Genomic DNA, 13,979 nt, shown 5'->3' with positions numbered 1-13,979 from the left:
TAGAGGTTGCAGTCAATTTATGCAGCAGGTTGTTCTTCAGTGGCTTCGACCGGTTTGGGCAGCGAAGACATAAAGGCCATGATCAGCGCCGCCAGATACGGCAGCGATTGCACCAGCAGCATCACCACCCAGAAGCGCATGTCGTTGCTTGGCAGGCCTTGCACCAGGAAGATCCCCAGCGCCGCGCCCCAGAGCAACAGCATGATGAACACTTCTTCGCGGGCTTCCGAGATGGCGACCCAAAAGCCGTGGTTGTCGGCGTTTTTAGGTGTGCGGAAGAACGGAATGCTGGTGGTGAAGAAGCCGTACAGCACCGCTTTGGCGATGGTGTGCGACAACGCCAGCCCGGCCAGTGCCGCCGCAAACGCATCCTTGAGGTTAACCCCCACCGCACGGCGGTACAGGAAGATGATCTTGCCTACCTTGAACACGAACAGTGCCAATGGCGGGATGGCGAAAATCAGCAGCGGCGGATCAACCCGCGTCGGCACAATAATCATCGCCGCCGACCACAACAGGGCGCCCACGGTGAAGAAAATGTTCATGCCATCGGCCACCCACGGCAACCAGCCCGCGAGGAAGTGATAGCGCTGGCCACGGGTCAGCTCCGTGTCTTTACCGCGCAACAGGCTTGAGGTGTGACGCTTGATGATCTGAATCGCCCCATAGGCCCAGCGGAATCGCTGTTTCTTGAAGTCGATAAAGGTATCGGGCATCAGGCCCTTGCCGTAGCTGTTGTGGGAATAAGCAGCGGAGTAACCTTTTTCGAATACGCGCAGTCCCAGCTCGGCGTCTTCGCAGATGCACCAGTCAGCCCAGCCAAGCTCTTCGAGCACGGAGCGCCGGGTCATGGTCATGGTGCCGTGCTGAATGATCGCGTCGCGGTCGTTGCGGGTGACCATGCCGATATGGAAGAAGCCCTTGTACTCCGAGTAGCAGAGCTTTTTGAAGGTGCTTTCGTTCTGGTCGCGGTAATCCTGTGGCGACTGCACGATGGCGATTTTCGGGTCGGCAAAGTGCGGAACCATGTGCTTGAGCCAGTTGGGATCAACGCAGTAATCGGAGTCGATCACGGCAATCACTTCGGCATCCGGCGCGGTATGCGGGATCAGATAGTTCAGCGCGCCGCCCTTGAAGCCGGCCAGCGGTGCCACGTGGAAGAACTTGAAGCGCGGGCCGAGGGTGGCGCAGTAGTCGCGCACCGGTTCCCAGACCGCCGGGTCCTTGGTGTTGTTGTCGATGATCAACACTTCGAAATCGGGGTAGTCGAGGTTGGCCAGGGCGTTGAGGGTCTGTTTGACCATCTCCGGCGGCTCGTTGTAGCACGGCACATGGATCGAGACTTTCGGGCGATAGGCGTCGTCGCTATCGACCGGTAAAAATTCCCGTCGCCGCTTGCGAATCCATACGGCCTCGGCCAGTTCATGGGCCTCGGTGAGCAATACGATAAAGACCCCGAGTGCGCCCAGCCCCAGGAGGAACCCCACCGTCAAACTGAACCAGGTGCTGTATTGCTGGCTGTAGTCATAACCGATCCACACCAGCACCGACCCGCACAGGAACGCGGTGAAGGTCAGGAAGGTGCGGCCACGCTGGCGCAACGCAGAGCCGTCGATCAGCAGCAAGGCCAGCGACAGCAAGGCCAGCACCACGGAGCCAATGGCCAGGACGCGCCATTGCGGGATCGCCACAACCGGGCCTTCAAAGTTGAATTTTTGCTGGCGTGCAGCGTTGTACACGCCCCAGTACGCGCCCACGGAACCTTCATCGCTGGCCTTCCACGGCTGGTCGAAGGCTTCGATCACGAAGTAGTTGTAGCCACGGCGGTTCAGGGTGTTGACCAGCGTACGCAGGTAGATGGCCTGGTCAGCCGGGGTCGCATCAGCGCCACCGCGCATGCGGCCATTGCTCGGCCAGCCAACCTCCGAGAGCAGCAGCGGCTTTTTCGGGAACATCTTTTTCAGGTCGCGGGCACGGTCCAGTACGAACTCACCGGCCTTGTCCACGGGGATAAATTCCCAGTACGGCAAGATGTGCGCGGCGATCAGGTCAACGTGCTTGGCCAGTTGCGGGTATTTCTCCCAGATATGCCATTGCTCGGACGTGGTGACCGGCACCTTGACCGCAGCCCGGACCCGATCCAGCAGCACGATCAAGTCTTCAGGGGTGATTTCTTCGCGGAACAGGGCCTCGTTACCCACCACAACCCGCACGACGCTGCGCGAGTTATTGGCCAGTTCGATGGCTTTCTGGATTTCGCGCTCGTTGCGCTCCAGGTCCGGACTGATCCAGATCCCGATGGTGACCCGCAGACCGAATTCTTCCGCCAGCTTGGGGATATCGCCCAGCGTGCCGTCGACCGAGTAGGTGCGGATGTTGTCGGTCAGCTTGCTGAGGATTTCCAGATCGCGACGCATTTCATCGTCGGTCGGGTACTGGTCTTTCTGCGGGTACTGGCCTTGCTGGAACGGCGAGTACGAAAAGCCGGAGATTTGCTCTGGCCAGTTGGGCGCAGAGACCGGGCGATTGATCAGCGCCCAGAAGCCGGTGAAGAGCGCGGCGATGGCCAGTACCACCACCAGGTTGAGTCCAAATTTACGCGATGACATAGCTATTTCGGGTTCCAAAGGGAGTGGAACGAAGATCTGTCGGCAGGTGCCAAACGGCGCGCATCCTACACTGTGCTTTAACCCATCGTACAGCTGACTGAATTGGGTCTGGCATTTGGCAGTCGCAGCCGACTTAAGTTCTTCCTGTATTACTTGTAGCTCTTATATTTCTACTCAGTAGGCTATTAAAGCAGGCTTGGTCGCTTAGCCTGTATGAAAGATACTCAATGCAATGTAAGCCCCCTATAATGCGCGCCGGTTTTTGGGGTGTTGGTCATGAGTACAGAAGATCCACGTTTTGCCGGTGTAGCCCGGTTATATGGGCTGGAAGGCCTTGAACGACTGAAGGCGGCGCATGTGGCGATCGTCGGTGTTGGCGGTGTCGGGTCGTGGGCGGCAGAGGCGATTGCGCGCTGCGGCGTTGGCGAAATTTCGCTGTTTGACCTGGATGACGTCTGCGTCAGTAACAGCAACCGGCAGTTACACGCTTTGAGCACGACCATTGGTCGGGACAAGGTCGAAGTGATGGCCGAACGTCTGCGTCAGATCAATCCGGACTGTGTGGTCCACGAAGTGGCGGATTTCGTGACGCGCGAAACCATGGCCGAGTACATCACCCCGAATATTGACTGCGTGATCGACTGCATCGACAGCGTCAATGCCAAGGCTGCGCTGATTGCCTGGTGCAAGCGGCGCAAGATCCAGATCATTACCACCGGGGGCGCGGGCGGGCAGATTGACCCGACGCTGATCCAGGTATGTGACCTGAACCGCACGTTCAACGACCCTCTGGCCTCGAAGGTGCGTTCAACTTTGCGCCGCGATTATGGTTTTTCGCGCACCATGACCCGGCATTACAGCGTGCCGTGTGTGTTCTCCACCGAGCAGCTGCGCTACCCCAAGCCGGATGGCAGCATTTGCCTGCAGAAGAGCTTTGTCGGCGATGGCGTCAAGCTCGACTGCGCCGGCGGCTTTGGCGCGGTGATGATGGTGACGGCCACCTTCGGCATGGTTGCCGCCACCAAGGCGGTGGACAAGATTGTGGCGGGCGTCCGCCGGCCTTCGGAGCGGGTGAAGCCTGCATGAGTGCCATGCGGTCCTTGTAGATACTCTGTTGTAGGTCAAGCCCTACTGTGGGAGCGAGCCTGCTCGCGAACGACCTTCGCGAGCAGGCTCGCTCCCACAGTTGCCGTTGTCCTGTAGCCGCTGTCGAGGCACGAGGCTGCGATTGGCTGCGTAGCAGTCATAAACTGGCCGTTCAGGTGTAGCAGGAGCCTCGAGGATTCTGGCCGTGCTACAAGGTCTGAAGGAAACTTCAACTGTGGGAGGGTTGACTGGCAACAGAGTATCTACAGGTATCGCTGCGGTTCAGCCTGCCAATTCCCGCATCCGCAGCAGCACGGCGTTCAAGCCATTGCTGCGCGATGGTGACAGCTGGCGGCTCAGGCCCAGCTGGTTGAACCACTCAGGCAAATCGACCTGTTGCAGTTGTTCCGTACTCAAGCCATTTACCCGGACCAGCAGCAACGCCACGAGCCCTCGAATCAGCCGCGCATCGCTGCTGGCAGCAAATTGCCAGTGGCCATCGACCCGTTCCCCCACCAGCCAAACCTGACTTTCACAGCCGTGTACGCGGTGGGTCTCGGTCTTGTCGGCTTCGCTCAGCTCGGGCAAGCGCTGGCCCCATTGCATCAGCAAGCGTGCACGCTGCTCCCAGCCGGTGCAGTGCCCGAAGCTGTCGAGAGCACGTTGGGCGTCGGCGGGCAAGATCATTGCAGAAGCTCCAGCGCCTGGTCGAGGGCGATAAAGAAACGCTCCAGATCTTCAGAGTCGTTGTACAGCGCCAGCGAGACGCGGATGGCACCGGCCAGCCCAAAGCTTTTGAGCAATGGCATGGCGCAGTGATGCCCGGCGCGTACGGCAATCCCCTGCTCGGTGAGCAGGTGTGCCAGATCGGCGTTGTGCACGCCATCGACCACAAAGCTCACCAGCGCCAGTCGTGGTGATCCCAGCAGACGAATGCCCTGGCGCTGCTTCAGTCCGTCGACCAGAAGTGCATGCAGCGCCGCTTCGTGGGATTCAACGGCGGCCTGGTCGAGGTTGGCCAGATAGGCAAGCGTTGCGCCCAGCCCGATCACGCTGGCAATCGGCGGCGTGCCGGCTTCAAAGCCCAGCGGTGCCGGACGAAAGGTTGCGTGCTGATAGTCAGCGTCTTGCACCATCTCGCCGCCAAACTGCCAGTGCTGCAAGCGGGCCAGCGCTTCGTGGCGACCGAACAACACACCCAGCCCGTCGGGGCCGTAGAGTTTGTGGCTGGAAAATACATAGAAGTCGCAGCCCAGCGCTTGCACGTCATGCCGGCCGTGGACGATGCCTTGTGCGCCATCAACCACCGTCAGCGCGTTTTGCGCCCTGGCCAGCGCCAGCAGCGCGGGCAGGGGTTGCCATACGCCGAGCACGTTGGACAGTTGGCTCACGGCCAGCAGGCGGGTGCGCGGTGTGATCAGGCGAGCGGCGGCGTCAAGGTCGATCACGCCGTCGGCGTCCAGTGGCAGCACCACCAGGGTCAGGCCCCGGCGCTGGGCCAGCTGTTGCCACGGCAGCAAGTTGGCGTGGTGTTCCAGGGCGCTGATAACGATCTCATCGCCCGGGTTGAATAGGTGTTCCAGCCCGTAGGCCAGCAGGTTCAGCGCCGAAGTGGCGCCGTGGGTGAAAACAATTTGCCCGCAGTCGCCGGCATTGAGCCATTGCTTGACCTTGTGGCGGGTGTTTTCAAACGCCTGGGTCGCGTGGGCACCCGGCAAATGTTGGGCCCGGTGCACATTGGCTGCGCCATTGGCGTAGTAATGCGTCAGTGCGTCGAGCAGGGCTTGGGGTTTTTGCGTGGTTGCAGCGTTGTCCAGGTAGGTCTGGTCCTGACGTTGCAAGGCGGCGATGGCTGGGAAGTCAGCGCGCCAGGGAGATAGCAAAAGCATGGTGTTCAGGCTCTGTTGACGGGGCCGGAAACCGGCCCCGTCAGTGGCAGACAGACGCTTAGTTGTGAGCGTGCAGTGCTTCGTTCAGCTCGATGGCCGACTTGTGGGTTTTGCATTCCACAGCGCCGGTTTGCGAGTTGCGACGGAACAACAGGTCAGGCTGACCCGCCAGGTCGCGGGCTTTGAGTACTTTGACCAACTGGTTGTTTTCGTCCAGCAGCGCCACTTTGGTACCGGCTGTCAGGTACAGGCCGGATTCCACGGTATTGCGGTCGCCCAACGGGATGCCGATACCGGCATTGGCGCCGATCAGGCAGCCTTCGCCGACCTTGATCACGATGTTGCCGCCACCCGACAGGGTGCCCATGGTCGAGCAACCGCCGCCCAGGTCCGAACCCTTGCCGACGAATACACCCGCCGATACACGGCCTTCGATCATGCCCGGGCCTTCGGTGCCTGCGTTGAAGTTGACGAAACCTTCGTGCATCACGGTGGTGCCTTCGCCGACATAAGCGCCCAGACGGATACGTGCCGCGTCTGCGATACGCACGCCAGCCGGAACAACGTAGTCGGTCATTTTCGGGAACTTGTCGACCGAGAACACTTCCAGCAACTCGCCACGCAGGCGTGCTTCGAGTTGACGCTCGGCCAGTTCGCTCAGGTCGATGGCGCCCTGGCTGGTCCATGCCACGTTAGGCAGCAATGGGAACACGCCGGCCAGGTTCAGGCCGTGGGGCTTGACCAGGCGATGGGACAGCAGGTGCAGCTTGAGGTAGGCCTCAGGCGTGGTGGTCAGCGTGGCGTCTTCGGCCAGCAGGGTGGCGACCAGCGGCTTGTGGCTTTCGGCCAGACGGGTCAGCAGGGCAGCTTGAGCAGCGTCGACCGGTTTGACGGCTTCAGCCATCTGTGCGGCTTGTGCGGTGCTGAAGGTGATTGCCTGGTTGCCACCGGTGTAGCCCAGGATTGGCGCGACGGCGGCGATCAGCTCGGCCGATGGATTGATCAGGGGTTGTGCGTAGAACACTTCCAGCCATGCGCCTTGACGGTTTTGGGTGCCGACGCCGAAGGCTGCGCTGAACAGGGTAGTAGACATGCAATTACCTCTTACAAAAATAAATGGGCGGTCGTTTAAAGAAGGGCCGCCGCATAAAAATCTGGCTTGAAGCCAATCAGGGTTTTGTCACCGAGATCGAGCACGGGGCGCTTGATCATCGAGGGTTGTGCGAGCATCAGTTCAATGGCTTTGGCTTGGTCGAGATCGGCTTTTCGTTCGTCGTCGAGCTTGCGAAAGGTTGTACCGGCGCGGTTGAGCACCACTTGCCAGCCGTGCTCGTTGCACCACCGGGTCAGGTGTTCACGGTCAATACCGCTGGTTTTGTAGTCGTGGAAATCGTAGCGCAGTGCATGTTCATCCAGCCAGGTGCGAGCCTTTTTCATGGTGTCGCAGGCTTTGATGCCGAAAAGGTGCAATGTCTTGCTTGAATCGGTCACGGAAATTGCCCCTCCTTTGGAGATGCGTGGAAATGAGCGGTCGCGGATTATGCCATGCGTAGCGTGCTTGGGCGTGGATGGCTTGAGCATCTCATGCTCTTGTGACATGTCGTCGCACTGCGACTTATGTTCAGGCTCCAGATTTTTCGTCAGGGGCTACTATGACCTGCAATGCGAAAATGTTGCTAGCTGTGTCTTTTAGAAGCTGATTGTTCGGGAACCCTGTCGATATGCAAACCGCCTATACCGTCCTCATCCTGCTGATGCTGGTGGGTGTCTCGCGTCTATTGGGGCGTTTGATTCCCTTGCCTTTGCCGCTGGTGCAAATTGCTGCCGGCGCGGTGTTGGCCTGGCCGACGCTGGGGCTGCATGTGGCGTTGAACCCGGAGCTGTTCCTGTTTCTGTTCTTGCCTCCGTTGCTGTTCTCGGATGGCTGGCGCATGCCCAAGCGCGAGTTTTGGCGCCTGCGGGGGCCGATTCTGACGCTGGCAGTGGGCCTGGTGCTCTTTACGGTGGTGGGGGCGGGCTATTTCATTCACTGGCTGTTACCGACCATTCCTTTGCCGGTGGCGTTCGCGCTGGCGGCCGTGCTGTCGCCCACCGATGCGGTGGCGGTGTCGGCCATTGCGCAGAACCGTTTGCCGGCGCCTTTGATGCACATGTTGCAGGGTGAAGCGTTGATGAATGACGCCACGGGCCTGGTGACGTTCAAATTCGCTCTGGCAGCAGCCATTACCGGGGTGTTCTCCCTGGCCAACGCCAGCATGGCGTTTGTCCTGGTGGCTTGCGGCGGGCTGGCAACCGGCGTGGCGTTGAGCTGGCTGGTGGGGCGGTTCCGTTCGTGGATGATCGCCCGTGGCTGGGATGACCCGGCCACCCACGTGGTGTTCATGTTACTGCTGCCGTTTGCGGCTTATGTGCTGGCGGAGCGCCTGGGCGTTTCGGGTATTTTGTCGGCCGTTGCCGCGGGCATGATGCAGAGCTGGCTGGACTTGTTGCCGCGCCAGACCAGCACCCGCATGCTCAATCGCAGCGTATGGTCGCTGCTGGAGTTTACGTTTAACGGTCTGATCTTCTTGTTGCTGGGCTTGCAGCTGCCGGACATCGTCAAGGCTGTGGTCCACCTTGAAACCACGCTGTGGCCCGCCTTGATGTACCGCTGTCTGGATGTGATCGCGATCTTTCTGGTGTTGCTGGCGCTGCGTTTTATCTGGGTGCAGAGCATCTGGCGCTTGTCGGGCCTGTTGCGCCGCTGGCGTGGCAAGGGCGAGCTGACAATGGTGCCGACGGCGCGTTCCTGCTGGCTGCTGACCGTGGGTGGTGTGCGTGGGGCCGTGACACTGGCGGGTGTCATGTCGGTACCGTTGTTGATCAGCGAAGGCCTGGACTTTCCCGAGCGCGAGCTGCTGATTTTTATCGCGGCAGGGGTGATTTTGCTGTCGCTGGTGGCGGCCTGTATTGCCTTGCCGATTTTGCTGCGCGGTATTCCAAAGAGCCCGGACGACGACTTGCGCAAAGAAGTGCGCGAGGCCTGGCGCCGCACGGCTGAAGCGGCGATCCATGCGTTGGAGACGGAAGAGGTGGTTGATCCCCAGGCCCCGGCGGACGCGGCTCAGGCAGCGCTGGCTGCTGAATTGAAGGCGCGGCTCATGTCCGAGTACCGGCATCAGCTGGAAGTGTTCAATGACTCGGCGGAGGCCCAGGCGCTGGCGTCACAGATGGACTTGCTGGAGAGCCGCCTGCGCCTCAAGGCGCTGCGGGCGCAGCGTCTGGAGTTGTACAGCTTGCGTCGGCATCACGAGATTGGCGATGACGCGCTCAGAGAAGTCCTGAAGGATCTGGACATGAGCGAAGCGAATCTTGGGACGGTGAAGTAATCCGGTTCTGTAGCCGCTGAGCGAGGCTGCGTTCGGCGTGATGCGGCACCCCGACGTAGTCGTCGCAAAACCGGAGTCTGCGCCTGCAGGGAAAATCGCGTACTCAGGTTGTGCGATCGCTTCGCAATCGATCGCAGCCTCGCTCCGCTCCTCAGCGGCTACAGGTTTTTGGTGTTAGCGGCGGCGCAGGATAAAGTCGCGAATCCGCTCAGCGGCCTCTACGCATTCGGCCAGTGGCGCGACCAGTGCCATGCGCACGCGGCCTGCACCGGGGTTGAAGCCGTCAACTTCACGGGACAGGTAAGAGCCCGGCACCACGGTTACGTGTTCTTCGGCGAACAGGTCGCGGCAGAACACGGCGTCGTCGCCTTCAACCTTGGGCCACAGGTAAAACCCGCCGTCCGGGCGCTGTACGTCCAATACCGGAGCCAGAATCGCCAGCACTGCATCGAACTTCTCGCGGTACAGGTCGCGGTTGGTGCGCACGTGGGCTTCGTCGTTCCAGGCGGCAATGCTGGCGAGCTGGGTTTGCACCGGCATGGCGCAGCCGTGGTAGGTGCGATACAGCAAAAATGCCTTGAGAATCTCGGCATCGCCCGCCACGAAACCCGAGCGCAAGCCCGGCAGGTTAGAGCGCTTGGACAGGCTGTGGAAGACCACGCAACGCTTGAAGTCTTCACGGCCCAGTGCCACGCAAGCGCTGAGCAGGCCCACCGGCGGCGTTTGCTCGTCGAAGTACAGCTCGCTGTAGCACTCGTCTGCGGCGATTACGAAATCGTGTTCGTCGGCCAGTGCAATCAGCTTTTTCAGGGTTTCAAGCGGGATCAGGGCGCCGGTCGGGTTGCCCGGTGAGCACAGGAACAGGATCTGGCACTGCTGCCAGGTCTGGGCTGATACAGCGTCAAAATCCGGGTTGAAACCATGTTCGGCCAGGCACGGCAGGTAGTGCGGCTGGGCACCTGCGAGGAAAGCCGCACCTTCGTAGATCTGGTAGAACGGGTTCGGGCTGATCACCAGCGCGTCGTCGCCACGATTGACTACCGTCTGGGTGAAGGCGAACAGGGCTTCGCGGGTGCCGTTGACCGGCAGGATGTTGCGCGCCGGGTCGAGCCAGCCTTTTGGCACGTTGAAGCGACGCTCGGCCCAGCCTGCGATGGCTTCGCGCAGCGCCGGGATGCCCAGGGTGGTCGGGTAGACCGCCATCTGGTCGAGGTTGTCAGCCAGCGCCTTGGCCACGAAGTCTGGCGAGCGGTGTTTGGGCTCACCAATCGACAGTGCAATTGGGCGTTTGTCCGCGTTGGGCTGCACGGTGCCAAGCAGGGCGCGCAGTTTTTCGAACGGATAAGGCTGTAGCTGGTTCAGAGCGTTGTTCATGGGGTGCGGGTCTCACTCGGCGGCGGTTAAATGCTAAGGCGCCACGGTTCTGGGGTTGAATCCTGGTTGACCGTCAGTTGTTCGACGATCGCTTCCTGCAAACGCATGCACAGCTGTGGGTCGGACAACGGCTGGTTGTTTGCATCGGTAATGAAGAATACGTCTTCGACGCGCTCGCCCAAGGTGGCGATCTTGGCGTTTTGCAACGACAGGTCGAACTCCAGGAAGATCATCCCGATCCGCGCCAGCAGCCCCGGGCGGTCAGGGGCGCTGAGTTCCAGTACGGTGACCGGGCGCTGGGCGTCGTTGTGGATCGTCACTTGCGGCGCGAAGGCAAAGTGCTTGAGCTGGCGCGGCACCCGGCGCTGGATGATGGTCGGGTAGTCATCCGGGTTGCGCAGGGCTTCGGTCAGGCCTTTGCGGATTTTTTCAATACGCGCCGGGTTGTTGCCGATCGAGCCGCCGTCGTTGTCGAGCACGATATAGGTGTCGAGGGTGAACTGGCTGCTGGAGGTGATGATGCGTGCGTCATGGATGTTCAGGTTGAGCTGGTCCATGGCGGCCACGGTCACGGCGAAGAAGTCGTGCTGGTCGGGTGCATAAATGAAGATCTGCGTGCCACCTTCGAACTCGCGCTGGGTGGTTTCCTTGATCAGTACCAGCGGGCCGCCATCGGCGGGCTGTTGCAGGATGGCTTCGGTGTGCAGGGCAACGTCGGCCGAGCTATGGCGCAGGAAGTAGTCATCACCCAGCTGTGACCAGAGCTGCTCTACATCATCCTGGTCGGTACCGCCGCGCACCAGAATGTCCAGCGCAGCGCTCTGGGTCTGGCGGATCTGTTCTTCGCGGTCCACCGGGTTTTCCAGGCCGCGGCGCAAGGCACGCTTGGTTTCGGTGTAGAGCTGGCGCAACAGGCTGGCACGCCATGAGTTCCAGAGCGTCGGGTTGGTGGCGTTGATGTCGGCGACGGTCAATACGTAGAGGTAGTCGAGGTGGGTTTCATCGACCACGATCTGGGCAAAGTCGTGGATAACCTGCGGGTCTGACAGGTCTTTGCGTTGAGCGGTGGTGGACATCACCAGATGGTTTTGTACCAGCCAGACGATAAGGCGGGTGTCCCACTGAGGCAGCTGGTGGCGAATGCAGAACGCCTTGGCATCCACGGCGCCAATCTCTGAGTGATCGCCGTGACGGCCCTTGCCAATGTCGTGGTAAAGCCCGGCCAGGTAGATCAGCTCGGGCTTGGGCAGCTTGGCCATCAACTTGCTGGCCAGCGGGAATTTCTCGGACACCTGGGTGTACTGCAACTTGCGCAGGTGTTTGATCAGATTCAGGGTGTGAGCGTCGACCGTATAGATGTGGAACAGGTCGTGCTGCATTTGCCCGACGATAAAACCGAATTCGGGCAGGTAGCGTCCCAGAATCCCGTAGCGATTCATCCGGCGCAGGTTGCGGTGGATGCCGATCCTGCACTTGAACAGTTCGATAAACAGGCTGGTGTTGCGAATGTCTTTACGGAAGTCGTCGTCGATCAGGTAACGGTGTTCGCGCAGCAAACGGATTGTATCGGCACGCACGCCCTTGATTTCAGGGTGCTGGGCCATCAGCAGGAAAATTTCGAGCATGGCAAACGGCGTGCGCTTGAACACGTAGTCGCTGGTGGCTTCGATGTAGCCATCGTGCAACTGGAAACGCGAGTTCAGCGGCGTTGGCGGCGCTTCGTCTTCGGGGGCGAGGATCACCTCTTCGAAGTGCTGGATGATCAGGTCGCTGAGCTGGGCAATGCTCATGACCACCCGGTAGTACTGCTGCATGAAGTTTTCGATGGTCTGCTTGGCATCTTCGCCGGTAAAGCCGAGCAGTTCGGCGATGCTGCGCTGATGATCGAACAGCAGGCGGTCTTCGGAGCGGCCCGCGAGCATGTGCAGGGCATAGCGCACCTTCCACAGAAACTCTTGCGAAGAGGCGAGCAGGGCGTGTTCGCTTTCGACCAGGAAGCCTTCGCCGGCCAGGGCGCGCAGGTTCAGGGTGCCGTACTGGCGACGGGCGACCCACAAAATGGTCTGGATATCGCGCAGGCCGCCAGGGGAGCCTTTGACGTTGGGTTCCAGGTTGTATTCGGTGTCGTTGTACTTGTGGTGACGGGCTTTTTGCTCGGCGCGCTTGGCCAGGAAAAAGTCCTTGCTGGGCCACATGTGTGCGGTGCTGGTGACATCCAGCATGCGCTGGCGCAAATGTTCGGGCCCCGCCACGGTGCGGCTTTCCATCAAGTTGGTGATGATGGTCAGGTCAGCACGGGCTTGCTCGGCGCACTCATCCACCGAGCGCACGCTCTGGCCTACTTCCAGGCCAATGTCCCAGAGTAGTGTCAGAAAGCGTTCGATGGAGTCGCGGAAAATTTCGTGATCGGCGTTGTCCAGCAGGATCAACAGATCGATGTCGGAGTAGGGGTGCAGCTCGCCACGGCCATAGCCGCCGACGGCGACCAGGGCGATGTGGGCCTGGTCGCTCCAGCTGAACTGATCCCACGCCTGTTGCAGGATGTTATCGACGAACCATGCACGATCTTCGATCAGGCGGCGAATATCGCGCCCTTTTTTGAAGCGCTCGTCGAGCACTTCTCGTGCCTGGCGGATCGCCTTTTTGAAAGCGGCAATGGGGCTTGCCTTCAATGCCAGTTCGGCCTGGAACTGGCCGCGGTCAAAAAGTTCTGGATCCACCTGCGGCATCGATTGGCATTCCTGTCGTGGGTTTTACGGGTTAAACGTTGAAAACACGCAAGTATCAGGCCGAAACGCGGGGGATGGTGTCATCGCTGCGCAGGGTGAAGATCTCGTAACCGGTATCAGTCACCAGCAGGGTGTGTTCCCACTGAGCAGACAGCTTGCGGTCCTTGGTGATTGCGGTCCAGCCATCGCCCAGCACCTTGGTGTCGGCTTTGCCCTGGTTGATCATCGGCTCGATGGTGAAGGTCATGCCGGCTTTGAGTTCCATGCCGGTGCCTGCGCGGCCGTAGTGCAGGATTTGCGGCTCTTCGTGGAACACCTTGCCGATGCCATGACCGCAGAATTCGCGTACTACCGAGAAACCGTTCTTTTCAGCGTGCTTCTGGATCACTTCGCCGATATCGCCCAGGCGGCAGCCCGGTTTGACGATTTCGATGGCCTTGTACATGCATTCCTGGGTCACTTGCGACAGGCGCTCGGCCCAGACCGGCACTTTGCCGACGTGGAACATGCGGCTGGTGTCGCCGTGGTAGCCATCCTTGATCACCGTGACGTCGATGTTCAGGGTGTCACCGTCTTTCAGGGCCTTATCGCCAGGGATGCCGTGGCACACCACATGGTTGATCGACGTGCAGATGGACTTCGGGAAGCCTTTATAGTTGAGCGGGGCAGGGATGGCCTGCTGCACGTTGACTATATAGTCGTGGCAGATGCGGTCCAGCTCTTCGGTGGTAACGCCGGGCTTGACGTGCTCGGCAATCATTTCCAGGACTTCGGCGGCCAGTTTGCCGGCGATACGCATTTTTGCGATGTCCTCGGGGGTTTTGAGGGTGACGGTCATTCGGGCTCTCTTCGCGCGTTGGCGCTCATCATCAGGATTGCGGGTGTGCTGTTTATAGCTGCACACCGTCATAAAAACGCGATTCT

At 60.3% G+C, this 13,979-nt stretch carries 10 protein-coding genes; 2 read left to right on the top strand and 8 right to left on the bottom strand.

The window, feature by feature from the left end; genetic code table 11:
- Positions 1-17 precede the first annotated feature (17 nt).
- A complete protein-coding gene (locus BLW11_RS22415; protein WP_048359918.1) occupies positions 18-2,609 on the bottom strand; it encodes a glycosyltransferase in 2,592 nt (863 codons plus the stop codon).
- 276 nt (positions 2,610-2,885) lie between these two features.
- On the opposite strand from BLW11_RS22415, the gene tcdA reads away from it, so the two are divergent.
- A complete protein-coding gene (gene tcdA, locus BLW11_RS22410) occupies positions 2,886-3,695 on the top strand; it encodes a tRNA cyclic N6-threonylcarbamoyladenosine(37) synthase TcdA (RefSeq protein WP_048359917.1) in 810 nt (269 codons plus the stop codon).
- A 282-nt stretch (positions 3,696-3,977) separates the two neighbouring features.
- Here the strand turns inward: tcdA and BLW11_RS22405 are convergent, their stop codons facing one another.
- From BLW11_RS22405 to BLW11_RS22390, 4 genes are read right to left on the bottom strand one after another with little or no spacing between them, the layout of a single operon-like run.
- The gene (locus BLW11_RS22405) at positions 3,978-4,382 is read right to left on the bottom strand and encodes a SufE family protein (RefSeq protein ID WP_048359916.1); all 405 of its coding nucleotides are present in this window, start codon (positions 4,380-4,382) and stop codon (positions 3,978-3,980) included.
- Positions 4,379-5,584 carry a cysteine desulfurase gene (locus BLW11_RS22400; protein ID WP_048359915.1) on the bottom strand — a complete coding sequence of 402 codons (1,206 nt, stop codon included), beginning with the start codon at positions 5,582-5,584 and terminating at the stop codon, positions 4,379-4,381. Before BLW11_RS22400 ends, BLW11_RS22405 begins: the two co-directional genes overlap by 4 nt.
- Positions 5,585-5,642: 58 nt before the next feature.
- Positions 5,643-6,677, bottom strand: a complete 1,035-nt coding sequence (dapD, locus tag BLW11_RS22395) for a 2,3,4,5-tetrahydropyridine-2,6-dicarboxylate N-succinyltransferase (RefSeq protein ID WP_048359914.1) — start codon at positions 6,675-6,677, stop codon at positions 5,643-5,645.
- Between the two features lie 35 nt (positions 6,678-6,712).
- Entirely contained in the window at positions 6,713-7,021 is a 309-nt protein-coding gene (locus tag BLW11_RS22390) for an arsenate reductase (protein ID WP_241486132.1), read from the bottom strand.
- A 284-nt stretch (positions 7,022-7,305) separates the two neighbouring features.
- On the opposite strand from BLW11_RS22390, the gene BLW11_RS22385 reads away from it, so the two are divergent.
- Positions 7,306-8,952, top strand: a complete 1,647-nt coding sequence (locus BLW11_RS22385) for a Na+/H+ antiporter (protein ID WP_048359912.1) — start codon at positions 7,306-7,308, stop codon at positions 8,950-8,952.
- Between the two features lie 174 nt (positions 8,953-9,126).
- Here the strand turns inward: BLW11_RS22385 and dapC are convergent, their stop codons facing one another.
- Genes dapC through map form a run of 3 tightly spaced genes read right to left on the bottom strand, consistent with a single transcriptional unit; the run spans position 9,127 to position 13,965 of the window.
- Complete coding sequence (gene dapC / locus BLW11_RS22380; RefSeq protein WP_048359911.1) at positions 9,127-10,326, bottom strand: succinyldiaminopimelate transaminase; 1,200 nt, start codon at positions 10,324-10,326, stop codon at positions 9,127-9,129.
- Positions 10,327-10,352: 26 nt separating this feature from the next.
- The gene (locus BLW11_RS22375; RefSeq protein ID WP_048359910.1) at positions 10,353-13,055 is read right to left on the bottom strand and encodes a [protein-PII] uridylyltransferase; all 2,703 of its coding nucleotides are present in this window, start codon (positions 13,053-13,055) and stop codon (positions 10,353-10,355) included.
- A 55-nt stretch (positions 13,056-13,110) separates the two neighbouring features.
- Entirely contained in the window at positions 13,111-13,965 is an 855-nt protein-coding gene (gene map / locus BLW11_RS22370) for a type I methionyl aminopeptidase (protein WP_074836901.1), read from the bottom strand.
- Between the last annotated feature and the right edge of the window lie 14 nt (positions 13,966-13,979).

This window comes from Pseudomonas deceptionensis, from assembly GCF_900106095.1.
Classification (GTDB): domain Bacteria; phylum Pseudomonadota; class Gammaproteobacteria; order Pseudomonadales; family Pseudomonadaceae; genus Aquipseudomonas; species Aquipseudomonas deceptionensis.
Note: the sequence above shows the minus strand (reverse complement) of the source record. Positions and strands in the feature narration are given on the sequence as shown.

Excerpts from the sequence above, each read along its gene's own strand:
- BLW11_RS22415 (WP_048359918.1), bottom strand. The coding sequence starts at position 2,609 with ATGTCATCGCGTAAATTTGGACTCAACCTGGTGGTGGTACTGGCCATC.
- tcdA (WP_048359917.1), top strand. The coding sequence starts at position 2,886 with ATGAGTACAGAAGATCCACGTTTTGCCGGTGTAGCCCGGTTATATGGG.
- BLW11_RS22405 (WP_048359916.1), bottom strand. The coding sequence starts at position 4,382 with ATGATCTTGCCCGCCGACGCCCAACGTGCTCTCGACAGCTTCGGGCAC.
- BLW11_RS22400 (WP_048359915.1), bottom strand. The coding sequence starts at position 5,584 with ATGCTTTTGCTATCTCCCTGGCGCGCTGACTTCCCAGCCATCGCCGCC.
- dapD (WP_048359914.1), bottom strand. The coding sequence starts at position 6,677 with ATGTCTACTACCCTGTTCAGCGCAGCCTTCGGCGTCGGCACCCAAAAC.
- BLW11_RS22390 (WP_241486132.1), bottom strand. The coding sequence starts at position 7,021 with ATGAAAAAGGCTCGCACCTGGCTGGATGAACATGCACTGCGCTACGAT.
- BLW11_RS22385 (WP_048359912.1), top strand. The coding sequence starts at position 7,306 with ATGCAAACCGCCTATACCGTCCTCATCCTGCTGATGCTGGTGGGTGTC.
- dapC (WP_048359911.1), bottom strand. The coding sequence starts at position 10,326 with ATGAACAACGCTCTGAACCAGCTACAGCCTTATCCGTTCGAAAAACTG.
- BLW11_RS22375 (WP_048359910.1), bottom strand. The coding sequence starts at position 13,055 with ATGCCGCAGGTGGATCCAGAACTTTTTGACCGCGGCCAGTTCCAGGCC.
- map (WP_074836901.1), bottom strand. The coding sequence starts at position 13,965 with ATGACGGTGTGCAGCTATAAACAGCACACCCGCAATCCTGATGATGAG.